General features: G+C 73.3%; 12 protein-coding genes and 3 pseudogenes. 8 read left to right on the top strand and 7 right to left on the bottom strand.

Annotation, left to right across the window (positions count from 1 at the left end; all coding sequences use genetic code 11):
- The first annotated feature begins 63 nt into the window (after positions 1-63).
- Together ahcY and AB0F89_RS31965 are read left to right on the top strand one after the other, a co-directional pair.
- Complete coding sequence (gene ahcY / locus AB0F89_RS31960) at positions 64-1,527, top strand: adenosylhomocysteinase (RefSeq protein ID WP_367139071.1); 1,464 nt, start codon at positions 64-66, stop codon at positions 1,525-1,527.
- A 94-nt stretch (positions 1,528-1,621) separates the two neighbouring features.
- Complete coding sequence (locus AB0F89_RS31965; protein WP_367129372.1) at positions 1,622-3,181, top strand: MFS transporter; 1,560 nt, start codon at positions 1,622-1,624, stop codon at positions 3,179-3,181.
- Here the strand turns inward: AB0F89_RS31965 and AB0F89_RS31970 are convergent.
- Positions 3,178-3,831: a MerR family transcriptional regulator gene (locus AB0F89_RS31970; protein WP_367129373.1), complete on the bottom strand. Its 654-nt coding sequence runs from the start codon at positions 3,829-3,831 to the stop codon at positions 3,178-3,180. The genes AB0F89_RS31965 and AB0F89_RS31970 overlap by 4 nt on opposite strands.
- 102 nt (positions 3,832-3,933) lie before the next feature.
- Positions 3,934-4,656, bottom strand: a complete 723-nt coding sequence (locus tag AB0F89_RS31975; RefSeq protein WP_367129374.1) for a class I SAM-dependent methyltransferase — start codon at positions 4,654-4,656, stop codon at positions 3,934-3,936.
- A gap of 524 nt (positions 4,657-5,180) precedes the next feature.
- Here AB0F89_RS31975 and AB0F89_RS31980 point away from each other — a divergent pair.
- Entirely contained in the window at positions 5,181-6,941 is a 1,761-nt protein-coding gene (locus AB0F89_RS31980) for an APC family permease (protein ID WP_367129375.1), read from the top strand.
- On the opposite strand, the pseudogene AB0F89_RS31985 reads toward AB0F89_RS31980, so the two are convergent.
- A pseudogene (locus AB0F89_RS31985) lies at positions 6,868-7,143 on the bottom strand (MerR family transcriptional regulator); the annotation flags it as partial. The gene AB0F89_RS31980 and the pseudogene AB0F89_RS31985 sit on opposite strands and share 74 nt — an antisense overlap.
- Before the next feature lie 168 nt (positions 7,144-7,311).
- Here AB0F89_RS31985 and AB0F89_RS31990 point away from each other — a divergent pair.
- Positions 7,312-7,632 (top strand): annotated as a pseudogene (locus AB0F89_RS31990) (YnfA family protein); the annotation flags it as partial.
- Between the two features lie 85 nt (positions 7,633-7,717).
- On the opposite strand, the gene AB0F89_RS31995 reads toward AB0F89_RS31990, so the two are convergent.
- From AB0F89_RS31995 to AB0F89_RS32005, 3 genes and pseudogenes are all read right to left on the bottom strand, one after another.
- Positions 7,718-14,887 carry an SDR family NAD(P)-dependent oxidoreductase gene (locus AB0F89_RS31995; protein WP_367129376.1) on the bottom strand — a complete coding sequence of 2,390 codons (7,170 nt, stop codon included), beginning with the start codon at positions 14,885-14,887 and terminating at the stop codon, positions 7,718-7,720.
- Entirely contained in the window at positions 14,884-19,041 is a 4,158-nt protein-coding gene (locus AB0F89_RS32000) for an amino acid adenylation domain-containing protein (RefSeq protein WP_367129377.1), read from the bottom strand. Before AB0F89_RS32000 ends, AB0F89_RS31995 begins: the two co-directional genes overlap by 4 nt.
- A 73-nt stretch (positions 19,042-19,114) precedes the next feature.
- Positions 19,115-19,324 (bottom strand): annotated as a pseudogene (locus AB0F89_RS32005) (ferredoxin); the annotation flags it as partial.
- 180 nt (positions 19,325-19,504) lie between these two features.
- On the opposite strand from AB0F89_RS32005, the gene AB0F89_RS32010 reads away from it, so the two are divergent.
- The 4 genes from AB0F89_RS32010 (at position 19,505) to AB0F89_RS32025 (ending at position 23,686) form a co-directional block, all read left to right on the top strand.
- Positions 19,505-21,949 (top strand): heavy metal translocating P-type ATPase, encoded by a 2,445-nt coding sequence (locus AB0F89_RS32010; RefSeq protein ID WP_367129378.1) that lies wholly within the window; start codon positions 19,505-19,507, stop codon positions 21,947-21,949.
- Between the two features lie 95 nt (positions 21,950-22,044).
- Positions 22,045-22,470 carry a carboxymuconolactone decarboxylase family protein gene (locus AB0F89_RS32015; protein ID WP_367129379.1) on the top strand — a complete coding sequence of 142 codons (426 nt, stop codon included), beginning with the start codon at positions 22,045-22,047 and terminating at the stop codon, positions 22,468-22,470.
- Between the two features lie 136 nt (positions 22,471-22,606).
- On the top strand, positions 22,607-23,026 hold the full coding sequence (locus AB0F89_RS32020; protein WP_367129380.1) for a hypothetical protein: 420 nt from the start codon (positions 22,607-22,609) through the stop codon (positions 23,024-23,026).
- Between the two features lie 255 nt (positions 23,027-23,281).
- Positions 23,282-23,686: a MerR family transcriptional regulator gene (locus AB0F89_RS32025; protein ID WP_367129381.1), complete on the top strand. Its 405-nt coding sequence runs from the start codon at positions 23,282-23,284 to the stop codon at positions 23,684-23,686.
- Positions 23,687-23,812: 126 nt separating this feature from the next.
- On the opposite strand, the gene AB0F89_RS32030 is transcribed toward AB0F89_RS32025, so the two are convergent.
- On the bottom strand, positions 23,813-25,144 hold the full coding sequence (locus AB0F89_RS32030) for a glycoside hydrolase family 6 protein (protein WP_367129382.1): 1,332 nt from the start codon (positions 25,142-25,144) through the stop codon (positions 23,813-23,815).
- Positions 25,145-25,266: the final 122 nt, after the last annotated feature.

Here is a 25,266-nt window from a genome sequence, read left to right on the forward strand (position 1 = left end):
ATGTGTTCCACAGAGGACTGTCCTGTCAGCCGCCGAAAAGCCAGGGGGACCCGCGTGACCGAGATGGCGTCCGACAAGTTCACCACCCGCAACGGCATCGACTTCGCCGTGGCGGACCTCTCCCTGGCCGAGTTCGGCCGCAAGGAGATCCGGCTGGCCGAGCACGAGATGCCCGGTTTGATGGCGTTGCGCCGCGAGTACTCGGAGGTCTACCCGCTCAAGGGCGCGCGGGTCTCCGGGTCGCTGCACATGACGGTGCAGACCGCGGTGCTGATCGAGACGCTGGTCGCGTTGGGCGCCGAGGTCCGCTGGGCGTCGTGCAACATCTTCTCCACCCAGGACCACGCCGCCGCCGCGGTCGTGGTGGGCCCCCACGGCACCCCCGAGGAACCCCGGGGCGTCCCCTGCTTCGCCTGGAAGGGCGAAACCCTGGAAGAGTACTGGTGGACCGCGGAGTCGATGCTGACCTGGCCCGACGGCGGCGGCCCGAACATGATCCTCGACGACGGCGGCGACGCCACGATGATGGTCCACAAGGGCGCGCAGTGGGAGAAGGCCGGCGTCGTCCCGCGGCCCGAGGCCGACGACTCCGAGGAGTGGCAGGTCTTCCTGGGCCGGCTGCGCGACTCCCTGGCCGCCGACAGCGGCAAGTGGACCAAGATCGCCGAGGGCGTGCGCGGGGTGACCGAGGAGACCACCACCGGCGTCATGCGGCTCTACCAGCTCGCCGCGGCCGGTGAGCTGCTGTTCCCGGCGATCAACGTCAACGACGCGGTGACCAAGTCCAAGTTCGACAACCGCTACGGCATCCGGCACTCGCTGATCGACGGCATCAACCGCGGCACCGACGTGCTCATGGGCGGCAAGGTCGCCGTGATCTGCGGCTACGGCGACGTCGGCAAGGGCGCGGCGGAGTCGCTGCGCGGGCAGGGCGCCCGGATCGTGGTCACCGAGATCGACCCGATCTGCGCGTTGCAGGCCGCGATGGACGGCTACGACGTCCAACGCCTGGAGGACGTGCTGGACCGGGCGGACATCGTGATCACCACCACCGGCAACAAGGACGTGGTGCGGGTGGAGCACATGGCCGCGATGAAGCACCAGGCGATCGTGGGCAACATCGGCCACTTCGACAACGAGATCGACATGGCCGGCCTGGCCCGCTTCCCCGGCGTCCGCCGGATCAACATCAAGCCCCAGGTCGACGAGTGGGTCTTCCCCGACGGCCACTCCGTCCTGGTGCTCTCCGAGGGCCGGCTGCTCAACCTGGGCAACGCCACCGGCCACCCCAGCTTCGTGATGTCCAACTCCTTCTCCAACCAGGTCATCGCCCAGGTCGAGCTGTTCACCAAGCACCGGGAATACGACCGCGAGGTCTACCGGCTCCCGAAGAAGCTCGACGAGAAGGTCGCCCGCATCCACCTCGACGCGCTCGGCGGCAAGCTCACCAAGCTCACCAAGGACCAGGCCGAGTACATCGACGTCGACGTCGAGGGCCCCTACAAGCCCGAGCACTACCGGTACTGAGCCATCCCGTGATCCAGGTCACTTCTCCTTGAGCCTGGTCCCCGCTCCAAGGCTTAGCGTCGGGGCGGTGGGCCGAGCTGCGAGGAGATCAGGGATGCCTGACCAGGTGGGAAGTGCCGAGCGGGGAACCGGCCGGGGTCCCGGGCTGTCACTGCCGGCCGTGTGCCTGACCGTCGTGCTGTTCCCGTTGGCGATCACGGGCTCGTCCGTGGCGCTGCCCGCGATCAACGCCGAGTTCCAGAACTCGCTGGCGTCGGGGCTCTGGGTGGTCAACGGCTACAACCTGACCTACGCGGCTTTCATGCTGGCGACCGGGTCGCTCGCCGACCTGGTCGGTCGGCGCGGGGTGTTCCGGGTCGGCGTGGTGCTGTTCGCGGCCGGTTCGCTGGTCTCCGCCCTCGCGCCGAACATCCTGGTGCTCGACCTGGCACGGGTGGTGGCCGGTGTCGGCGCCGCCGCCGCGACCACGAGCGGCAGCGCGATCCTGGCCGACGCGTTCGAGGGGGTGGCCCGCGCGAAGGCGTTCGGCGTGTTCGGCACCGCGGTCGGGGTGGGCCTGGTGTTCGGGCCGAGCCTGTCGGGCCTGCTGATCGGCAGCTTCGGCTGGCGCTCGGTGTTCCTGCTGCCGGCGGTCATCGGCGCCCTGGTGCTGCTGCTGACGCCGGTGATCCGGGAGTCGCGCAACCCGCGGGCGAACCGCGTCGACTGGGCGGGCACGACCACCTTCACCGCCGCCCTGCTGCTGCTGATCTTCGCCCTGGTCCAGGGCCCGCAGTGGGGTTGGGGCGACCAGCGGGTCATCGCGAGCTTCGCCGGCGCGGTGGTGGCCCTGATCGCGTTCGTGGTTGTGGAACGCCGGCAGGAGCAGCCGATGTTCGACCTCGGCCTGCTGTCGCAGCCGCGGTTCGTCGGCATCTCGCTGGCCACCGTCCCGGTGGTGTTCGGCTTCTCGCCGCTGGTGATCTACCTGCCCTCGTACCTGGCGTCGGTCGACGGCCTGGGCGCCGCGCAGATCGGCCTGTTCATGCTGATGCTGACGGTGCTCGCGCTGGTGTTCCCGGGCATCGCCGGCGTGGCGGCGAAGTGGGTGCCCGCCCGGGTGCAGATCGTGCTGACCGCCGCCCTGGCCGCGATCGGGCTGGCCTGGTTCACCGTGATCGAGCCGGGCATCGGCTACCTCTCGCTGCTGGGGCCGCTGGCCCTGGTCGGCATCGCGGTCGGCCTGTCGTTCGGCCTGCTCGACGGCGCCGCGGTGAGCAGCGTCGAGGCCACCCGCGCCGGGATGGCGGCGGGCATGTTCAACACCGTGCGGCTGGCGGGCGAGACCATCTCCATCGCGGTGGCGGGCGCGCTGCTGGTCGGCTTCACGCAGAACGCCGTCGCCGCGCGGGCTCGGGAGTTCGGCGGCTCGGTCGACGCCGACGCGGTGGCCAACGCGCTCAACCAGGGCGACCTCGCGCGGGCGACGGCGCTCGTGCCGGAGGGGCGGCGCGAGGAGTTCGCCGAGGCGGCGGGCGAAGCCTTCGCGTCCGGTTTGCACGGTCTGCTCTGGACGATGGCGGCGCTGTGCGCGGTGACCTTCGTGGTGATCGCGCTGCTGCTGCGTGAACGGCGTTCCACCGCGCCGATGCCCGAGGTCGCGTCGAAGGGCTAGTCGTCCGCGGTGGAGCGGGTCGACGCGACCAGCTCGCCGAGGAGCCGGCGGGTGACCTCCGCGAGGGCGACCTCCAGCACCGCGGTGCCGGAGGTGCAGCGGAGCAGGAGGTGCGCGGGCCGCCGGCAACCCGACTCGTGCGCCACGAGGTCGGCCAGGACCCCGACCAGCGCCGGGGTGCTCGGGAACGTGAGGGTGACCAGGTCGTCGGCCTGCCGGCGGGTGTGCGGGTGGGACAGCGCCCGGGCCCAGTGCTCCCGGCAGGCCGGTTCGACCGCCGCGGCCGCCGGCACGTGCCGGGAGCGGACCGCCCACATGCTCGCCACCAGCTGCGCGGAGAACGCGGACAGCTCCGCGATCCGCTCGTGGACCTCCGCGATCCTCGTGCGAAGGGTGTCCAGCACCTGCTCCGCGTCCGCGTCCGCGTCCCCGCCACCGTGGACCAGTTCGCGGATCTCGTCCAGCGCGAGCCCCAACTGCTTGCCGCGGGCGATGAAGCGCAGCCGCTCGACGTCGTCGGCGCCGTAGACGCGGTGGCCGCTGGGCGTCCGGGACGCGGCCGGGAGCAGTCCGGAGTGCTCGTAGAACCGGATCGTGGCCGGCGTGAAGCCGGTGATCTCGGCCAGCTGGGTGATGCGGATCTTCGACACGGTGCCTCGACCCGTCCTTGGTCGGAGGTCTGGGTTGGCCGCAGGTCTGGGTGCGGCGCGGCGGGCCGCCCCGTGGGACGGCCCGCCGCTGCGCCGGGTCGGTCAGCAGTCGCAGTCGGCGTCCGCGTGGCCGTGGGTCGGGGCGGTCGCCACCGACAGCGGCTCGGCCGTGACCGGGCGGACCGCGCGGCCGATGACCATGGCCTCGATGAACTCCCAGGCGCCGGGCATCTTGGTCTCCTGGAGGTCGGCGATCTCCAGCGACGAGTTCTGCAGCGTCTGCACGGTGGGCCGGTTGCAGTGGCACTCGTTGCCGAACCAGTACCAGCCCTTCTGGATGATGTCCTGCTTGCGGGCGACCCGCGGGTCCTTGTTCCGGACGTGCTCCAGGAACAGGTACTGCCCGCCCGGCTTGAGGACGCGCTCGATCTCCCGCAGCGCGGGCGTCGGGTCCGGCACGGTGCACAGGATCATCGCCGCCGCGACCGTGTCGAAGTAGCCGTCCGGGTAGGGCAGCTTCTCCGCGCCGGCCACCACGAGCTGGATGCGCCGCGGGTCGTTGCGGGTCTTCTCCTCCAGCTTGGACACCATGTGCGAGTAGGGCTCGGTGAGGATCAGCTCGTCGACGGTGTCCGGGTAGTGGGGCAGGTTCAGGCCCGTGCCGGTGCCGAGCTCGATGGTCCGGCCGTACGCGGGCTTGAGGAACTCCGCGCGCTTCTCCGACAGGCCGTGCCCCTCCACCCTCGCCAGGAACTTGTCGTACATCCCGGCGAAGACGTACTTCCCCCAGGTGGCGTCGTAAGCCTTCTTCAGAAGGTTTGCCATGGCCAGCCAGCCCTCCAAGCTGTGACGAGGCGCAGTCCCCCAGTGAACGGGCGCGCGGGTTCGCGTCCGTCCGGTGAGCCGGACGGATGAGTCCTGTGTGGTCTGACCCGCAGGTGGCGGGTTCCGCGGTGGTCCGCCGAACGTCCACCTGAGGCTGTGACGGGCCCCCGGTCGCGACGGGGAACCCGGTTGGTGCGCTTCGTGGTGATCCGGGGTCGATTGCTGGTCGTAGTCTCGTAGTTGAACCCGGCTTCAAGTCAACCCCCGCGCACCGCCGTGCCCCCGACCCGCCGGTGTCACCCTGTTGGAGCAACGCCGGATAACGATCGGCGCTCTTTCGCTACGAACTCATCACAGGTGCGGCCGAACCGGTGAGTCCTGTGCCACAACATTGCGGCGAGCGTGTGGCACGCCCTACGTTCGCTGCGCCAACGGAACCAGTCGCGGGTTCCGGCCACTGTGGACGCCCACGGCGTCCTCGGCGGCGGGTGGCGAATCGCACTCGTGGGACATCCGGGGTCCTCATGGCCGTCAACCGGCCCGATTTGTCGCGCCGCGCACGAGGAGGTCCCGTGTCCCGAACGCACGAAGGTTCGTTAGCAGGCAGCACGACCGCTGGTCGACCGAGGGGCGGGGCCGGCGACGACGACGTGTTCCCCGGCCGCAGCCTGCTCCCCGTGACCGCGTCCTGGTGGACGTCCATCCTGGTCGCGGTCGGCGCGTCGCTCATGATCGCCGTGTCGATGGCGGAGATGGCGGCGGAGATCGGCAACGCGTCCATCTGGGTCTGGATCGCCACCGCGGTCGTCGGCGCGCTGCAGTGCCTGCTGATCGCCGAGCTGGCGTCGCGCTTCACCGGGCGCGCGGGCGGCACGGCGCAGTTCGCGTACCGCGCCACCAGCAAGGGGTCGCCGACGCTGGGCGCGCTGTCGTCCTGGGCGTACTGGTTCGCCTGGACCCCGGGCATCGCGGTCAACCTGATCCTGGCCGCGACGTACCTCAAGTCGCTGTTCTGGCCCAGCGGCAACGTGATCCTGCTGGCGGTGCTCATCGGCATCGCCCTGTACTTCGTCACCGCGCTCGGGTTGCGGCTGTCCACGATGGTCAACGCGGCGCTGGCCGTGGTGGCGCTCGGCGTCGTGCTGGTCGTGGTCCTGACGCCGGTGTTCCACCCGGATTCCTTCGACGTCGCAAGGGTTCTGCCGACGCAGCTGCCCGAGGACGCGCCGACCGGCGGCTGGGGCGTGGTCGGGATCATCCTGAAGTGGACGTTCATCGCGACGTGGGCGGCCTATGCGGCCGAGATGGCCTCGACGGTGTGCGCGGAGATCAAGCGCCCGGAGAAGTACATGAAGCGGGTCATGTCGATCTCGGCGGGCATCGCGATCGTCGCGTTCACGCTGGTGCCGGTCTCGATGTTCGGCGTCGTGGGCGTGGAGGGCCTGCAGCGCGACCCGTTCACGGTCTTCGCCGAGATCGGCGGGATCACCTTCGGCCCGGCGGGCGAGTACGTCGTCGGGCTCGGCCTGGCCGCGGTCCTCGTGCTGGGCGCGGAGATCTTCATCATCGGCTCGTCGCGGACGATCCACCAGATGGCGCAGGACGGGCACCTGCCGAAGCTGTTCGGCAAGATGAACAAGCGGGGCGCGCCGGTCGGCTCGATCATGGGCGACGCCGCCGTCATCATGATCATGCTGGTGGTGTTCGGCACCGAGGTCGTCAGCGTGGTGGCCGCGGCGACGTTCGGCTACCTGGTGGTGTTCGTCCTGCTGCCGATCGCCTACCTCACGCTGCGCCGCTACCGGCGCGACGACGACGGCGGCTTCCGCCTCGGCAGGGCGTTCGCCGGGGTGGCCGTGTGCCTCTTCCTGTTCAACGCCGCGCTGCTCGTCTTCGGCGGCCTGCAGTGGGGGGTCGAGGTGATCGTCGTCGGGCTGGGCGTCACCCTGGCGGTGATCCCGATCTCGTACTTCACCCGGCGGTCACGGGCTCGCGCGGCGGTCCGCGCCGGCGCTCGGACTGATCCCGCGACGGGGCGCCCCGGCCGGGGCGCCCCGTCGCGCGGGCGGGTCAGCCGGCGACCGGGACCGGGGGCCGCCACACGCCGGGCTCGGGGTTCGGGCAGTCCGCGCTGGGCAGTTGGCCGACCATCGCCGAGAGCTCGGACTTCAGCGCCGCCAAGCGCTTCATCTCGTTGTCGATCTCCTCCATGCGCTCCCGCAGCAGCACCGCCGCGTCGCCGCAGGGGCACGTGCCCGTGTCGCGGATCGACAGCAGGTCGTTGATCTCGCGCAGCCGCAGCCCCAGGCGCTGCGCGCCCTGGATGAAGTGGAGCCGGTCGACGGCGTCGTCGCCGTACCGCCGGTAACCGGCCTCGGTGCGCGGCGGTTCCGGCAGGAGCCCGACGCGTTCGTAGTACCGGATGCTGTCACTCGGAACCCCGGTGCGCCGGGATAAGCCCGCAACCGTCATCTGCCCAGATTCCATGTGCCCTATCCTACTCCGCGGTGTGGTCGCTGAAAATCGCGGGAAAGCGCCGGATTCGATTCACGCCATTTCCGGAATAATTGACCGCTATCCGGTCCGATAACGCTCAACGGCATTCCGAACACGGGGAGTGCCCGGCTGTGACTGGACGTGACCTATCATGGCCGCATGCCCCTCAAGTCCGTGATCCTGTTCGCGCTGGCCGCGCTCGCCGAGATCGGCGGCACGTGGCTGATCTGGCAGGGTCTGCGGGAGCACCGCGGCCTGCTGTGGTTGGCGGGCGGGGTGGTCGTCCTCGGCTTGTACGGCTTCACGGCCGCGCTGCAACCGGACCCGAACTTCGGCCGCGTCCTGGCCGCCTACGGTGGCGTGTTCATCCTCGGCGCGCTGATCTGGGGCGTGGTGGTGGACAAGTTCCGCCCGGACCGCTGGGACCTGGTCGGCGTCGGCATCTGCCTGGTCGGCGTGCTGGTGATCATGTACGGGCCGAACCGGTCGACGGCCGAGGCCCGGGGCGCGGAGCCGCCGCCCGCCGCGGCCGACTCGCTCGTGGACACCTGCTGCCACTGACCGGTCACAGCCGGACCACCTCCAGGTCGTCGGAGTCGGGCACGTCCTCCTCCCGCACGACGGCCTTGAGCGCGAGCTGCTCGCACAGGTCCCGGACGACGTCCCGGACCGTGCTGCCGTCGAACAGCGCCTCGCCGGGGAGGGCGACCGACAGGCCGGTGAGCAGCCGGTCCCGCAGGCGCACCCCCATCAGCGAGTCCAGGCCGAGGTTGGTCAGCCGGGTGTCGGCGAACCGCGCGCGCAGCTCCTCCCGGTCGACGGCGCTCAGCCCCAGCAGCACGGACGCCTCCCGCAGCAGCACGGCGGTCACCGCGGCCTCCGCGCCCTCGGGGTCGGTGAGGACCAGCTCGCCGAGGTCCGGCTCCACCGGCGCGGCCCGCCGGGTGGCGAGGTCGGCGAGCAGCGTGTTGTCGGCCGCTCCGCCGTTGACGGCGAGGTAGCGGTCCCAGTCGACCTTGGCGAGGCCGAGCCGGCCGTGGTGGCCGGCGAGCGCCGCCGACAGCGCGGACGCGCCCTCGTCGTCGCCGATGCCGTGCAGGCCGCCGCGGGCGAGCTTGGCGGGCAGCCCGCCCCGGGACGCGAGGCCGCCGTCCGACCACGGCCCCCAGTTGACGCTGACGCCGGGCGCCCCCTCGGCCCGCCGCACGTCCGCCAGGGCGTCCAGGAAGGCGTTGGCCAGCACGTAGTTCGCCTGGCCGGCGGAGCCGACGAGCGAGGCGAACGACGAGAACAGCACGAACAGGTCGAGCCGCGCGCCCCTGGTGAGGCGGTGCAGGTTCCACGCGCCGCGCGCCTTGGCGGCCAGGACGTGCTCGAACCGGGACCAGTCGAGGTCGGTGAACGCGCCGTCGTCGGTGACGCCAGCGGCGTGGACGACGCCGCGCAGCGGGGGCATGGTCCCGGAGATCCGGGCCAGCACGTCGTGCAGGTCGCCCTCCTCGGCGACGTCGGCGGTCAGCAGCACGACCGTGGCCCGCTCGCGCAGCTCCACGACCCAGTCGGGGTCCGGCTCGGGTCGGCGCCTGCCGACGAGGGCGATGTGCCGGGCGCCGAGCTCGACCAGCCGCCGAGCGGTGACGCGGCCCAGCGCGCCCCACCCGCCGGTGATCAGGTACGTGCCGTCCGCCCGCAGCCCGACGTCGCCGCCGTCCGGTTCGGCGGCCCGCAGCCGGGCTCGCCGCCACCGCCCGTCGCGCAGCACGAGCCTGCCCGACCCGCCGAGCCCGGTCGCCCGGCCGACGACGTCCGCCGGTTCGGCCGTCCCGTCGTGGTCGAGGTGGACGACCGGCAGGTCCGGGTGCTCGGCGGTCAGGGCGGCGGCGAGGCCGGCGAGCGCGGCACGCGCCACGCGCGGCGGATCACCGGCAGCGCCCTCCGTGCACAGCACGACCGTCGGGCGCCGGGCGGCCAGTTCGGGCAGGAGCTGCCGCAGGGGGAGCACGGCGGCGCGGGCCGATTCCTCGAACCCCGCCAGGTCGTCGTTCCGCGGCGTCGCCCCGACGACCAGGACTCCGGTGACGTCGTCGGGTGCGCCGCGTCCCGAGTAGCCGGTCGCGGTGATCCCCTTGGCGCGCAGGCGTTCCCGCCAGTCCTCCGCGGTGACCTCGTCGGGGCCGACGACCAGCCAGTGACCGGCGGGGGCGGGGAGGACCGCGTCCACCGGCTCCCAGTCCACTGTGTACTGGAGCAGCGGGACCGCGGCCGCGGCGCCCGTGGGGCGCAGGACCAGGCCGTGCAGCTCGACCAGCACTTCGCCGGTGGTGGAGGTCAGCCGCACGTCGACCACGTGCTCGCCGGAGTCCCGCTCACCGCGCGACCTGGCGTGGGACCACACGTCACCGGGCAGCTCGGCGCGCACCACCACCTGCTCGACCGCGACCGGCACGAGAGCGGTGGGCAGGTCGGGGATGAAGGCCGCGGCGACGTGCAGGCAGGCGTCGAGCACGACCGGGTGCAGCGCGTACCGCGCGTCCTCCGGGTCGCGGACGTCGACGCTGATCCGCCCCACCGCCTCACCGCGCCCCAGCCACAGCTGCCGGACGCCGCGGAACGCGGGCCCGTACGCCATCCCGGCGGCGGCGAAGCGGGCGTACAGGGTGTCGACGTCCTGCCGCACCAGCTCCCACGTCAGCTCCTCCGCGGGTCGGCCGGGCTCGGCGGCGGCCACGCCCCGGCGGGTCGCGCCCGCGCTCGCCCTCGGTGTCCAGCGGCGCTCGCCGTCGTCGCGGGCGTAGCAGTCGACCGCTCCCCCGACCGGGTCCACGACCGCCTGCACGGCGGTCGTCCGGCCGGGTCGCAGGGCCACCGCGCCGGTGAAGCGGACGTCGTCGAGGGTCCAGGCGTCGCCGCCGAGCACCGCCCCGGCCGCGGCGGTGATCCACTCGACCACCGCGGCGCCGGGCAGCAGGGCCGCTCCCCCGATCCGGTGCTGGTCGGCGAACCACGGCCGGGTCCCGCCCAGCTCGGACTCGAACCACTCGCTCGGCGCCCCGGCGATGTCGACCCGGCGGCCGAGCAGGGGGTGACCGGTCGCGGGCCGCCGCCGGGTCGTGCCGGGCGCGTACCAGTGGCGGTCCGCGCGCAGCGGGTGGCCCGGCAGCGCGGCGGGGTCCACCCGGCCGGCGGCGAGGCGGCGCGTGAGGGCGCCGCCGGCGCTGTGCCAGCCCGCCAGGGACAGCAGCAGCCGCCGGTCGTCGTCGTCCTGGCGGTGGCCGCTGGTCAACCAGGTCGCGTCGGGCACGGCGCGCGCACCGAGCGGGGACAGCACCGGCTCCGGGCTCATCTCGGCGAAGTGCCGGACACCGAGCCCGGCGAGCGTGCGCAGCCCGTCGGCGAACCGGACGGGGCGGCGCAGCTGGTCCGCCCAGTGCGCCGCGGTCAGCGACGAGGTGGGCAGCACGTCGCCGGTCAGCGTGGAGACGATCGGGATGCGGCCCTCGTGGTGGCGGACGTGCCGGGCGTGCTCGGCGAAGGCGTCGGCCACGGGGTCCATGAGGGGTGAGTGGAACGCGCGGTCGACGCCGAGCCGGGTCACCTTGGCGCCCCGGCCGACCCACCGCGCCGCGAACTCCTCGGCCGCGCCCTCGGGACCGGAGACCGTGAAGTCCTCCGGTCCGTTGAACGCCGCGACGGCGACGGCGCCGGTCGCCAGCTCGCCCAGCAGTTCCTCGGCGTGCGGGGTGCGCACGGCGTACATCGCGCCGGGCGGGGTGTCCTGCATGAGCCGGGCGCGCACCAGCACGAGGCCGACGGCGTCCTCCAGGGTGAGCACGCCGGAGATCACCGCGGCGGTGAACTCGCCCAGGCTGTGGCCGATGAGGTGGTCGGGCTCGACGCCGAACGCCTGCCACTGCCTGGCGATGGCGTACTGGGTGGCGAACATCGCCGGTTGGCCGTAGCGGGTCCGCGCCAGGTCGACCAGCTCGCCGGGCTCGCCGGCGAGCGTGGGCAGCAGGGAGGCGCCCAGCTCGGTGCGCACGAGCGCGTCGACCTCGGCGAGGGCGTCGCGGAACACCTCGTGCCGCCGGTGCAGCGGCCGGGCCATGCCGGTGCGCGCGAACCCCTGGCCGGGGAACGCCCACGCCAGCGGCCCCGGCCCGGTGTCCGGGGCGACGCCGGTCAGGACGTAGGCGGACGGCGTGCCCGACCGGTGCTCGCGCAGCGCCTCGGCGGCCTCGGCCGCCGTGCGCGCGACGACGGTGGTCCGGTGGGGGAAGCGGGTCCGGCGGTGGGCGGCGCGGCACAGGGCGGCCAGGTCGCCGCCGTCGAGGGCGTCGACCACGGCGTCGGTCAGGTCGGCGAGCGCCCGTTCGCCCTTGGCGGACAGCGGCAGGACCTGCCAGGTCTCCGCGTCGTCGCCGTCGGCCGGGCGGGGTGGCTGTGGCGCCTGCCGGACGATCACGTGCGCGTTGGTGCCGCTGAACCCGAACGAGCTGACGGCGGCGACCCTGGGGCCCGCCTCGTCCGACCACGGCTGCGGTGCGGTCGGGATGGCGCAGCGGGTGCCGTCCAGCGTGATGTGCGGGTTGAGCCGGTCGAAGTTCAGGTGCGGCGGGACGATCCCGTGCTCGACGGCCAGGACCGCCTTGATCAGCCCGGCGACGCCGGCGGCGGCTTCCAGGTGGCCCAGGTTGGTCTTGGCCGACCCGACCCACAGCGGGTCACCCGCCCCCGGCTCGCCGTAGACCGCGGTGATGCCGGCCATCTCGACGGGGTCGCCCAGGCTCGTGCCGGTGCCGTGCGCTTCGAGGTAGCCGACGTCGCCGGGCGCCAGGCCGGAACCGGCCAGCGCCCGCCGCATGACCGCCCGCTGCGCCAGGGCGTTGGGCGCGGTGAGGGTGTTGCTGCGGCCGTCCTGGTTGACCGCCGAGCCGACGACCAGCGCCCGGACCCGGTCCTGGTCGCGTTCGGCGTCCGCCTGGCGCTTGAGCACGACCACGCCGCAGCCCTCGCCGCGCACGTACCCGTCGGCCGCGGCGTCGAAGGTCTTGCAGCTGCCGGTCGGGGACATCATCCCGGCCTGGGAGAACGCCACCACCAGGTCGGGATCCAGCAGCAGGTTGACGCCGCCGACGATCGCGGTGTCGCACTCGCCCCGCCGCAGGCTCTCGCAGGCGTTGTGCACCGCCACCAGCGAGGAGGAGCAGGCGGTGTCGATCGACGTGCTCGGGCCGGTGAGGTCGAGGAAGTAGGAGACGCGGCCGGCCGCGACGCTCGGCGACGTGCCGGTGCCGGTGTAGGCGCCGGGCTCGACCTGGTCGCGGACCATGAGCCGGCCGTAGTCGGTGGTGCTGATGCCGACGAAGACGCCGACGGCGGCGCCCGCGACCTCGTCGGCCGGCACGCCGGCGTCCTCCAGCGCGCGCCACGCGGTGGTGAGCAGCAGGCGCTGCTGGGGGTCCATCGCCGCGGCCTCCTCGGCGGAGACGCCGAAGAACCGCGCGTCGAACCCGGCGACGTCGGGCAGGAAGCCGCCCCACTTGGTGGTGCTGTGCCCCGGGATCGGCGGGCCCTCGCGGTACCACGAGTCGGTCGGCCAGCGGTCCGCCGGCGCCTCGGCCACCGCGGTGCGCCCCTCGACCAGCAGCGACCAGTAGTCGCCGACCGAGTCCGCGCCGGGGAAGGCGCACGCCATGCCGACCACGGCGACCGGCTCGGCCGACGCGGCGGTCCCGGTCGACGCGACGGGCTCGGCCGCGCTCGGCGTCGCGGGGGTGAGGGCGGCGGCCAGGCGGGCGATCGTGGGGTTGCCGTAGAAGGTCGCGGGGTCGACCGGGCGGCCGAGCCACGCGGCCAGCTCGCCGGTGAGGCCGAGCGCCTGCGCCGAGTCCAGCCCCAGGCCGCCGAAGGTCGCGTCGACCGGGACGTCGGCGGGCGGGAGCCCGGTCCTGGCCGCGACGCGGGCGCGCAGCCACTCGACCACGGACGCCGTGCCGCGGTCCGCGACGGGCGGGTCGGCGGCCACCGGGCCGGAGGCGTGCTCGACCTTCAGCTCACCCCGCAGGTACGCCTGCTTGGTGAACTGCCTGCGGACCTTGCCGCTGGTGGTGACGGGCAGGGAGCCCGGCCGGATGAGCACGACGGTGTCGATGGCCACGTCGTGCTCCTCGGCGACCGCGCCGCGGACCCGGCGCGCGACCGCGGCGAGGTCGTGCTTGCCGCGTTCGGCGCGCTTGAGCTCCTGGACGACGACCAGGCGCTCCTCACCGTCGACGTCGACGGAGAAGGCCACCCCGAGGCCGCGGTTGAGCGCGGGGTGGGCGTCGGTCATCGTCAGCTCGACGTCCTGCGGGTGGTGGTTGCGGCCGCGGATGATGATCAGGTCCTTGAGGCGGCTGGTGATGTACAGGTCACCGTCGATGAGCGCGCCGAGGTCGCCGCTGCGCAGGTACGGGCCGCTGCCGTCGGCCAGGTGGGCGTCGAACGCCCGGGCGGTGTCGTCCGGGCGGTCCCAGTAGCCGGCCGCGACCGTGCGGCCCTTCAACCAGATCTCCCCCTCGCGCCCCTCGGGGACGGGTCGGCGGGTCTCGGGGTCGACGACGGTGATCGTGGTGTCGCCGAGGGCGGGCCCGTTGCTGAGCAGGCGTTGCCGGCGCGGTCCGGGGCTCCCGGCGGGCACGACGTCGACCCGGCCGTGCGCGTAGCCCTCGACGTCGACCTCCACCACCCGCACCCCGTTGCGCGGCGGGTGGGTGGCGACGGCGAGCGTCGACTCGGCCATGCCGTAGGCGGTGCGGAACGCGTCCGGCCGGAACCCGCAGGGGGCGAACGCCTCGGCGAACCGGTCGAGGGTGTCGGCGCGGATCGGTTCGGCACCGAGCGCGAGCACCCGCCAGCTGCCCAGGTCCAGCGTCGCCTTCTCCTCCTCGGTGATGCGCTCGCAGCACAGGTCCAGGGGGAAGTTCGGGCTGAACGACACCGTGGCCCGGTACCTGCTGACGGCGTCGAGCCAGCGCAGGGGCCGCTGCACGAACACCGGCGGCGGGATCATCACGGTCGTGGCGCCGAGCACGAGCGGCATGAACAGCCCGGCGATCAGGCCGAAGTCGTGGAACAGCGGCAGCCACGTCACCACGACGTCCCGGGAGTCCATGCCGAGGCCGGTGCTGAACAGCGCGGGTTGGTAGACGATGTTGTCGTGGGTCACCACCACCCCGCGGGGGCGGCTGGTGGACCCGGAGGTGTACTGCAGGTAGGCGACGTCGTCGGGGCCGGTCGCGGGCGGGGTCCAGGGCAGGTCGGCGTGGTCGGCGAGGTCGGCGGCCGACCAGAGGGCGCAGCCGTGCCGCTCCGGCAGGTGGGCCATCGGGCCGTCGGTCGAGGCGACGATCGCCAGCGCCGGTCGGCAGTCCTCCACGACGTGGTCGACGCGGTCGCGGTGGCCGCTCTTGGTCGGCGGGTTGAGCGGCACGGGCACCGCGCCGGCGTAGAGGCAGGCCAGGACGCTGACGACGTACTCGACACCCGTGGGCAGCAGGATGATCACCCGTTGGCCGACCAGGCCCGCGTGCTGCATCCGGGCGGCCAGCCCGCGGGCGCGGGCGTCCAGCTCGGCGTAGGTGAACCGGGCGTGCTCGGTCTCGCCGTCCGCCAGGATCACCAGGGCCGTCTCGTCGGCCCGGTCGACGGCGTGGGCGCGCAGCACGTCGACCAGCAGGGGGAAGTCGCGACTCACGATCGTGCCTCCAGCACTCGTTCGAGGTGGTCGCGCACCGCGGCCGCGACGGGGGTGACGTGCCGGTCGGTGAGCAGCGTGTAGTGGGTGCCCGGCAGGGCGATCCCGGTCGCGGCGCCCGTGGTGAGGGTGTGCCAGCCCCAGTCGGGGTCCTCGGCGTGCGGGTGGTCGGCGAACTCGCTCACGACGCCGTCGGCGGCTCGGACGACCAGCACGTCGGCGCCGATGACGGCGGGCCGGTGGCGGCGGCAGGCGCGCACGACGCCGCTGAACACCGCGTAGGTGTCGCGCAGGTGCGCCTCGTCGACCGCGACCGCGCGGCCGGTGCGGCGTTCGAGCACCCGCAGCCCCGCGCGCAGGCGGTCGTGCTCGGCGGCGGCGAGCAGGGCGGCGCGCTCGTCCGCCGTGGCGTCGTCGGCCCGGAAGCCGAGGTCGAGGTCTTCCAGGAACCACAGCAGCATCGACACCGGGTCCACCTCGGGCGCGGGCATCGGCGCGGGCGAGTCGAACACGAACAGCCGGGTCACCCGGTCGCCGGCCCGTTCCAGCTCGTGCGCCACCTGTGCCGCGATGACCGCCCCGGACGACCAGCCGCCGAGCACGTAGGGCCCGTGCGGCTGCACGCGGCGGATCTCCTCGACGTAGCGGGCGGCGAAGTCCTCGACCTCGGCGGGCACCTCCTGGCCGGAGTCGGGGCCGGGGGCCTGCAGGGCGTGCCAGTCGGCGTCCACCAGGTCGGCCAGCGGCCGGTAGGCCAGGACGCTGCCGCCCGCCGGGTGCACGAGGAAGACGCGTGGCGCGCCGGGGTTCTCGCGCAGCGGCACGAGCGCCGACCACGCCTGGTTCAGGTGCTCGCACAGCGCGGCGACGGTGCGCCCGGAGAGCAGCGCGCCCAGCGACAGGCGCTTGCCGAGCTGCCGGGAGAGCCTGCTGATCACGCGGAGGCCGGCGAAGGACTGGCCGCCGAGGTCGAAGAAGTCGTCGAACACCCCGACCCGCGGCACCTCCAGCACGGCGGCCCAGATGGCGGCCACCTCGGCTTCGAGGTCGGTGCGCGGCGCGACGAACTCCCGGGCGGGCTCGCCGTCGGCGGGGCCGAGCCCGTCGAGGGCGCGCCGGTCGACCTTGCCGTTGGAGGTCAGCGGCAGCCGGTCGAGCACGGTCACGTGCGCGGGCACCATGTACCGGGGCAGCCGGTCGGCCAGGAACTCGCGCACCTCCTGCCCGTCGACCCCGGTCGCGGCCGCGAAGCCGACGAGCCGGCGGCCCGCGGGGGTGTCGCGGACGGTGACCAGCGCGCGGGACACCGCCGGGTGCTGCGCGAGGACGTGCTCGATCTCGCCCGGCTCGACGCGGAAGCCCTGGACCTTGACCTGGAAGTCGGCGCGGCCGAGGAATTCGATCGTGCCGTCGGGCAGGTACCGGCCGAGGTCGCCGGTCCGGTAGAGCCGTTCACCGGTCCTCGGGTGGGTGACGAACGCGGCGTCGGTGCGCTCCTCGTCGTTGAAGTAGCCGACGGCCACGCCGACGCCGCCGATGTGCAGGTGGCCGGGCACCCACGTCGGCGCGTCCGCGCCGCCCTCGTCCAGCACGTGCCAGGTCTGCCCGCCCAGGGGCTTGCCGTACGGGATGCTGGTCCAGGCCGGGTCGACCTCGTCCACGGGGTGGTGGATCGACCAGATCGAGGCTTCCGTCGCGCCGCCCAGGCTGATCACCCGGGCGTTGGGCGCGACGCGGCGGACGCGGTCGGGCAGGTCGACGGGGATCCAGTCGCCGCTGAGCAGCACGACCCGCAGCGACGGCAGGTCCAGGCCGGTCGCCTCGGCCTCCTCGACGGCGAGCTGCATCAGCGCCGGGACGGAGTTCCAGACCGTGACACCGGTCGCCCGGACGGTGGACACCCAGGCGCGGGGGTCGTGCGATTCCGACGGGTCGGGCAGGACGAGGGTCGCGCCCGCCGCCGCGGCGCCGAACACGTCGTACACCGACAGGTCGAAGCACAGCGACGAGATGCCGAAGACGACGTCGTCCGCGCCGATGCCGAAGCGCTCGTTGATGTCCACGACCGTGTTCAGCGGTCCCCGGTGGTCGAGGGCGGCGCCCTTGGGCGTGCCGGTCGAGCCGGAGGTGTAGATGACGTAGGCGATGTCGAGCGGGGACCGCCGGACCGCCTGCCGGGGCGGGCGCCCGTCCGCCGCGTCGTCCACCACGTGCACGGTCACGTCGCCGAGGCCGGCGAGCCGGTCGCGCAGCTCCTCGGAGGTCACGACGTGCCGCGCGTCGGTGGCCTTGAACAGGTGCTCGATCCGGTCGGCGGGCCACTCCGGGTCGATGGGCACGTAGGCGCCGCCGGCCGACAGCACGCCCTGCACGGCGGCGGGTTGCCGCCAGTCCTTGGCGAGCACGACGGGCACGAGTTCGCCCCCGGTCAGGCCCGCGTCGAGCAGCGAGGCCGCGACGCGCGCGCTGCGCCGGTGCAGCTCGCGATAGGTGAGCGCGGTCGTCGGCGTGCGCACCGCGACCCGGTCCGCCGAGTCCGCGGCGCGGTCGGCGAGCGCGTCGTGCAGGAGCCCCCCGGGCACGTGGTGCGGCGCTTCGTTGAGCGCGCGGCGCGCGGCCAGGTCGCTGTCGGGGACGAGGTCGAAACGGGTGCGCCGCCACCACGAGTCGTCGTGCGCCAGGCCGACCACGAGGTCGTGGAACGCGCTGAGCATCGCGTCGACCACCCCGTCGGGGAACATGGACTCGATGACGTCCCAGGCGATCCACATCGTGCCGTCGTCCTGCTCCCAGAACTGGCAGTCGAGCAGCACCTGCGGCGTTTCGAGGGTCGAGTAGGCGGGCCGGTCGAACTTGCCCATGAACAGGCCGGAGCTGATGACGAACGGGCAGGCCGCCCGGCCGGGCGTGCGGCGGTGCCGGTTGAGGGCCTGCAGCACCTTCACACCGCTCCAGTGCGTGTGCTGCACGTCCTGCAGCACCTGGGCGCGCAGCCTGCGCGCCTTGGCCTCGAACGGCTCGTCCCCCCGCCAGTCGACCTCCAGCGGGTACAGCGACGCGAAGTTGCCCATGACCTCGCCGATCTGCGGGTGCAGCGGCAGCCGGTGGGTGACCATGTTGTTGAGCAGGAAGTGCTTGGCGCCGCTCCAGGTGGCGACGACCTCGGCGTAGGCCGCGTACACGACGTTGCTGTCGGTCAGGCCGTGCGACCGGGCGCGCCGCTTGAGCGCGGTCCACTGCTCGGCGGGCAGCACGAGCTCGCGGCGGTTGAGCTCGGACCTCCCCTGGGCCTGGGCCCCGGTCGCCAGCGGGATCGACGGCGCGTCGGGCCACTCCGGGATGCGGTCGCGCCAGTACGCCTCCGACTCCCGCCCCAGGGGCGACCGCTCGATCCCGGCCAGCGCGACGACGCAGTCCCGGAAGCTGACCTCCAGCTCGGGCAGCGCGAGCGAGGGGTCCCGGTAGCGCCCGAAGACGGCGTCCAGGAACCGGCTGGTGCCCATGCCGTCGCTGAAGAAGTTGTTGTTGTTGTAGTGGACGCGGGCGTCGCGCTCGCCGTGCAGGCTGATCTGGACGTCCAGCCACGGCCACCGGTCCAGGGGCAGCTGCCTGCGGCGGACGCGTTCGCGGATGCGCAGCAGCTCCTCCCGCGCCCGCTCCTCGGACAGGCCGCGGAAGTCGTGGACCACCGGCTCCAGCGGCGTGAAGTCGGCGACGCGGCGCAGCCTCATGTCCTCGGTGACCACGACCAGGTTGTCCCGCTGCCGGCGGAGGTTGTGGTTCACCGCGTCGGTGAACCGCCGCACGTCCAGGTCGACCAGGTCGAACTCCATGTACTGGTGCGGCCGGACGTGGTACTCCAGCCCCTCGGCGGCGCCCACCAGGAACGACGTCTGCAGGTCGGACAGCGGGAACGGCTCGTCGGCCGCCGCCGGGTCCGGCACGACCCGCGACAGGGCGTGCGCGGTGCGCGCGGCGCCGGACAGCCAGCGGATGATCGCGGGCTTGTCGGCGACGATGCGGTCGCGCAGCTGGGCCGAGAGCGCGCCGCGCGGCGCGCTGACCTCCAGCTCGTCGTTCCCGACGAGCCGGACCCTGATCTCCGCGCGTGCCAGTTCGCCGAGGATGGGCGGCATGGGATCGGTGGTGGTCATGGTGTCCCCTCGTCTTGCGGGTGCGCGTCGGAGCCGTCGCGAGGTGGGCTGCGGGTGGTGCCGGTGAGGCGGGTCAGGCCGGGTCGCCCCGCGGGGGCAGGTCCCTGACCACGGCCGGGTCCGCCGGGACCCGGCCGACCTCCGAGGCGCCGCCCGGCGACCCCAGCTCCGCGAAGAAGTCGGCGTTGGCCTTGGTGTAGTGCGCCCACTGCTCGGGCACGTCGTCCTCGTAGTGGGTGGCCTCGACCGGGCAGACCGGCTCGCACGCGCCGGAGTCGACGCAGGGTTCCGCGATCACGTGAGTCACCGATCTCCTCCTCACACGGTGGCGCGGCCAGTCTCGGAGTTGAACTCGGCTTCAAGTCAAGCTCGGGGAACGGGGCTTGACCTTGGAGTGCGGTCCAACCCATACCGTCTGTCCCGCTAGGTGGTCTTCCCTATGCGAACAGGCGGGTGACCTGCAGTGACCACACAACCTCCGACCAGCGGGGCGGACGCTCCGGCTGAGGACGGCCTGGAGGTGCGGCGGTACCGCGTCCTCGCGGGCTGCGTCGAGTGCGCCAGCGACCTCACGCCGTTGCGGCGGGTCGAGGGCGTCCGCGACGTCAGGATGCTCTCCGCGTCCGGCGTGCTCGCCGTCCAAGCCCCCAAGACGCTCAGCGACACCGTGCTGCTGCGCACCGCCGCCGCCTCCGGCCTGACCCTGGAGCCGGAGAAGCCCGCGGTCGTGGACGAAGCACCGCAGAAGAAGGCGCGCTGGTGGCTGCGCCCCGAGATGGTCCTGCTGGGCATCGCGGCGCTGTTCATGGTCGCCGCCGACATCGTCACCCGGCGCGCGCCGGAGTCCGCCCTGGCCAACGGGCTGGCGATGGTCTCGATCGCGTTCGGCATCATCTACCCCGGCCGCAACGCCCTGACGATGCTGCGCAACAAGCGGTTCACGATCAACGTGCTGCTGGTCGTGGCGGTCATCGGCGCGATACCGCTCGGCAAGTTCGTCGAGGCCGCCTGCGTCGTGGTGATCTTCTCCCTCGGCATCATCCTGGAGACGTTCGTCGCCGACCGCGCCCGCAAGTCCATCCAGAAGCTGATGGACCTGGCGCCGCGCCGGGCCGAGCGGTTCACCTTCGGCGGCGCCGTGGAGACCGTGCCGGTCGAGGAGCTGGAGGTCGGCGACCTGGTGCTGGTGCGCCCCGGCGCCCGGCTGCCCACCGACGGCGAGGTCACCCAGGGCGCGTCCTGGGTCGACACCTCCGCCATCACCGGCGAGTCGATGCCGGTCGAGGTCGTGCCCGGCGAGGCCGTCTACGGCGGCACCCTCAACGGCGACGGCGCGCTGCGCGTCGAGGTCGCCAAGCGCTACCAGGACACCGTGCTGGCCAGGGTCATCCGCGAGGTGGAGGAGGCGCAGCAGAACCGCGGCCGCGCCCAGCGGTTCGCCGACCGGTTCGGCGCGATCTACACCCCGGCGATGATCGGCGTCGCGGTCCTCATGGTCGCCCTCGGGCCGCTGCTGTTCGACCTGACCTTCGCCGAGGCGTTCTACCGGGCGCTGGTCGTGCTGATCGTGTCCTGCTCCTGCGCGCTCGTGCTGTCCGTGCCGGTGAGCGTGGTGTCCGCGGTGGCGCGCGCCGCGCGCGACGGCGTGCTGATCAAGGGCGGCGCGTACCTGGAGGAACTGGGCCGGCTCAAGGCGGTGGCGTTCGACAAGACCGGCACCCTCACCCTCGGGCGGCCCGCGCTGGTGGCCGTGCACACGCTGGACGGCGACGACGACGGCGAGCTGCTGCGCCTGGCCGCTGCGGTCGAGGCCGCCGCGACCCACCCGATCGCCGAGGCGATCGTCCACGCCGCCCGTGACCGCGACGTCGAGGTCCGGCCCGCGGCCGACGTGACGATCGTGGCGGGCCAGGGGGCGGAGGCGACCGTCGACGGCCGCCGGATCGCCGTCGGCCGCGTCGCGGACTACAGCCGGGACCCGTCGGCCGCCGCCGCGCTGGCCGAGATCGAGCGGGCGGGCGCCACCCCGGTCGCCGTCACCGCCGACGGCGCCCTGATCGGCCTGCTGGGCGTGGCCGACGAGCTGCGCCCCGAGGCGAAGGCCGCCATCACCGAGCTGCGCTCGCTCGGCGTCGCCCACACCACGATGCTCACCGGCGACCGCGAGCGCGTCGCCCGGTCGATCGCCGACCAGCTCGGCATCGAGAGCGTCCGCGCGCAGCTGATGCCCGCCGACAAGAGCGCCGCGATCACCGCGCTGCGGGCGGAGCACGGCACCGTCGCCATGGTCGGCGACGGCGTCAACGACGCGCCCGCCCTCGCCACGTCGAACGTCGCGGTGGTCATGGGCGCGGCGGGCACGGACGTGGCCATGGAGACCGCCGACGTCGCGCTGATGTCCGACGACCTGACCAAGCTGCCCTACACCGTGCGGCTGGCGCGGCGGGCGAACCGGATCATCGCGCAGAACGTCGCGGTGTCGCTCACCGTCATCGCGGGCCTCGTCGTCGCCGCCCTGATCGGCGCGTTCAACCTCACCCAGGGCGTCCTGATCAACGAAGCCTTCGCCCTGGTCATCATCGCCAACGGCCTCCGCCTGCTGCGCGGCGGCAAGAAGGAGAGGACAACCGTGACGGCTCCCACCAAGGCCCGCGTCGCCCACTCGGCGACGTTGCCGAAGCCCGCGTTCGCACTGCCGGTGGTCGAGGCGGTGTCCGCCGGTGGCGGCGGCTGCGGCGACGACTGCGGTTGCGGCTCCAAGGCCGAGGTCGAGGTCCCGGAGCCCGCGCCGAAGATCATCCCGCTGGCGCGGCCCGCGGCCTCCGGCGGCTGCGGGGACGACTGCGGCTGCGGCTCCTCCGGCGAGGCGGTCCAGCAGGTCGACCTCGGGCGGCGCGGCAGCGACTGACCCCGGCGCACCCGGCTCCGCTTGGCGGCGGTGTCACCCGGCCTCCCCCACCCGGGCGACACCGCCGCCGTCCCATTCCCGATGATGGAGGAACGATGCCCAAGCTCGACCCGTTCGCGGGCCCCGGCTTCGCCGCGATGAGCGCGCTGTCCAAGGCCGTCGAGGACGACGCCGAACTCGACCTCGGCCTGGTGGAGCTGATCAAGCTCCGCTGCTCGCAGGTCAACGGCTGCACCTACTGCGTCCGCACGCACGTCGAGAAGGCACTGCACGCGGGTGAGACCCAGGAGCGCGTGGACAACGTCGCCGAGTGGCGCACGCACACCGCGTTCACCGACCGGGAGCGCACGATCCTCGCCCTGGCCGAGTCCGTCACCCTCGTCGCCGACACGCACGTCGACGAGGGGGTCCTCGACGCCGCCATCGCCGAGCTCGGCCCGGCGCTCACCCAGCAGGTCGTCTGGGTGGTCGCCGTGATCAACGCCTTCAACCGGCTGGCCATCAGCGCCCGCATCGACTAGCCGCCCACATCGACCGGCACCGGCCGCCGGGCGCCTCCCGACCGGGGCGCCCAGCGGCCTGAACAGCCCGGAAGGGCTCATCCCAACGGGTCATCGCGCTCGCCTCGGAGTCCGCTCCAAGGTTTATCGTGGACGCATGACCAGTGACGCGAGCCGGACGGCGCGGCGGTCGAGCGAGTCGCGGGACCGCCGCGCGCCGACGCCGCTGCCCTCGGCGCGCCTGCTGGACCTCCAGCCGTCGGCCGGGGCCCCGATCGCCTGCTCCCTGACCGGCGACGAGCAGGGCGAGCGGATCGCGCAGTGGCGCGACCTGCTGGCCGGCGCCCGGTCCGAGGGCATCGCGGGCGGGCTCCGGTGGTGGCTGCCGAGCGCGCGGGCGGGGCAGGCGGCGGAGCTGGCCGCGGCGGAGCAGCGCTGCTGCGCCTTCTTCGACTTCAGCCTCCACCTGGCGGCGGGTGGGCTGGTCCTCGAAGCCCGCGCCCCCGAGCAGGCCGCGGACCTGTTCCACCAGGTGTTCGGCGCTCCGGCGGGCAGCGGTCCCACGCCCCTGCGCTGACCGCCCGCGCGCGCCGTGGCCCCACCGGTCGACGCGGTGCCGCCACCCGGCTCAGCGGGTTCGGATCCCCGAACCCGCCGTTGGGCGGATCGTGGGCATCCTCGACAGGGCATCTACCGTGCCGTAGGGGTCATCAGCGGTTCAAGCCGACTTCCGGTCCGCACTCCCGCCGTCCAAGATGCACCTCGCACCGACAGATCAACGCTGCCGATCCGCGCGGCAGGGCTGCCGGGCGGACCGACCTGGGGGAAGTCCATGACAGGAGACCTTCTGCCGATCGACCAAGTGGCCAAGGCATCGGGTGTCGCGTCGTCGGCACTGCGCTACTACGAGCGGGTGGGCCTGATCGAGGAGGGTCCGAAGATTCGCGGGAAGAGGCACTACCCGCACGACGTGCTCGACCGCCTGTCCATGATCCGCACGTGCCAGAACATCGGGTTCAGCCTCACCGAGATCTCCTCGCTGCTGGACGAGGCCGAGGAGTCCGGCGGCTCGTGGCAGGAGATCGCGGCCCGGCGGCGCGCCTGCATCCAGCGCGAGATCGAGGAGCGGCAAGCCTGGTTGGACACGCTGAACTCGACCCTGGCGTGCGGCTGCCCGCAGCTGGTCAAGTGCCCGCAGGTCGCGGGGTGTCCCTTGATGGTCGCGTCGAACCCCTGAGCGGTCCGATGTGGACGCGCCCGGTGTGGACACGTCCGGCCGGGCGCGAACGGGGCGGAGCGGCGGTTCCCCGCCCGGTAGAGGCGGTGGCCGGGCGGGGAACGCCGTCAGGGCCGGATCACGGGATCAGGAGCAGGCGGTGCCGTTCAACGTCGGTGCGCTGAACGGCGGCGTGCTCCCGTTGTAGTTCGCGTTGTACCCGATGGTCGTCGTGCCACCGGAGGCGAGCGATCCGTTCCAGGACGTGTTGGTGACCCGGACCGCGTCTCCCGAGTCGGTCCACGTCCCGTTCCAGCCCTGCACGACGGTCACGCCCGGCGCCGAGAAGGCGAGGGTCCAGCCGTTGATGGCGGGTCCCCGGTTCCCGATGACGATCTCGCCGGTGTAACCGCCCGTCCACTGGCTGACCACGCGGTGGGTGACCGTGCAGCCGCTGCCGGGGTTGTTGCCCGTCGTGGTCGTGGTGGTGGTCGTCGTCGTGGTTGAAGTCGGGCCTGCGGCGAGTGCCAGGTCGTACGCGCGCTGCGGCACGAACTGGCCCGCGGGCGCGATGCAGCCGTCCGACTCGCCCGGCAGCTTGACCCACAGGAAGGCGGCGATCTGGGAGTCGCCCGTGCCGGTCGTGCTGGGCCTGCCGATCGCGCGCCCGGACGGGTCGCACCACTCGGAGCCCAGCGGGCCGTTGCCGTTGCGGCTGGTGTCGATCACCGCCTTGAGCCTGCTGTCGCCGAGGGCGTTGAGGATGTTCTTGGTGTAGGCCACCTCGTCGGACGTGCTGCGGTAGTTCGACACGTTCGAGGCGATGCCGTCGGCGCTGTTGGAGACGTCGGCGGCGCGCAGCCTGTTGGCGGCCTCCGACGGGCTCAGCCACGCGGAGTTGCCGATGTCGAAGTAGACCTTGGCCTGCCCGGAGCCGGACTTGAGCTTCTTGCCCGCGTAGGCCATGGACGCCCTGGTCTGGCTCTGCTGGTCCGCGCTCTGGCAGTTGCTCATGATCGGCAGCACGTCGGGTTCGAGCACGATCGCCGCCGGCCGACCGGCCAGCCCGGCCGCGACCTCGTCCACCCACGCCCGGTACGCCTGGTGCGACGGCGCACCGCCGCCGCTGGCCCCGCCGCAGTCGCGGTTGGGGATGTTGTAGACCACCAGGATCGGGATCTTCCCCGCCGAGGCCGCCGCGCCGACGAACGAGCTGACCTCCGAGCGCACCGACGAGGTGTTGGTGGTGGTGAACCACCGCGCCTGCGGGACCGAGGCGATCCGGTCGCGGATGAGCTGCGCTCGCGAGTCGCCCGGGTTGGCGGCGACCCAGCGCGCGCTGGAGCTGGACGGGTCGACGTAGAACTCGGACTCGGCGGCCTGGGCGGTCGCGCCGCCGCCCACCGCCAAGGCCACGACCCCCGCCACGAGCGCGCTCGAAAGGGCGCACGCGGCCGCGGCCTGCTTCTTGTGCTTCACCGTTCCTCCTGACACAGAGCCGGCCGGGTCGCGTACTGGGAGCGCTCCCAGAGAATTGTCCGGCGACGTGGGAGAGAGTTCGACTTCGGCTAAATCTAGCCAGGCGCACCGAGCCGGTCAAT

It is taken from the genome of Saccharothrix sp. HUAS TT1 (assembly GCF_040744945.1).
In the GTDB taxonomy this organism is placed as follows: domain Bacteria; phylum Actinomycetota; class Actinomycetes; order Mycobacteriales; family Pseudonocardiaceae; genus Actinosynnema.

Excerpts from the sequence above, each read along its gene's own strand:
- AB0F89_RS32020 (WP_367129380.1), top strand. The coding sequence starts at position 22,607 with ATGACCAGTGACGCGAGCCGGACGGCGCGGCGGTCGAGCGAGTCGCGG.
- AB0F89_RS32000 (WP_367129377.1), bottom strand. The coding sequence starts at position 19,041 with ATGACCACCACCGATCCCATGCCGCCCATCCTCGGCGAACTGGCACGC.
- AB0F89_RS32015 (WP_367129379.1), top strand. The coding sequence starts at position 22,045 with ATGCCCAAGCTCGACCCGTTCGCGGGCCCCGGCTTCGCCGCGATGAGC.
- AB0F89_RS32025 (WP_367129381.1), top strand. The coding sequence starts at position 23,282 with ATGACAGGAGACCTTCTGCCGATCGACCAAGTGGCCAAGGCATCGGGT.
- AB0F89_RS31980 (WP_367129375.1), top strand. The coding sequence starts at position 5,181 with ATGGCCGTCAACCGGCCCGATTTGTCGCGCCGCGCACGAGGAGGTCCC.
- ahcY (WP_367139071.1), top strand. The coding sequence starts at position 64 with ATGGCGTCCGACAAGTTCACCACCCGCAACGGCATCGACTTCGCCGTG.
- AB0F89_RS31965 (WP_367129372.1), top strand. The coding sequence starts at position 1,622 with ATGCCTGACCAGGTGGGAAGTGCCGAGCGGGGAACCGGCCGGGGTCCC.
- AB0F89_RS31975 (WP_367129374.1), bottom strand. The coding sequence starts at position 4,656 with ATGGCAAACCTTCTGAAGAAGGCTTACGACGCCACCTGGGGGAAGTAC.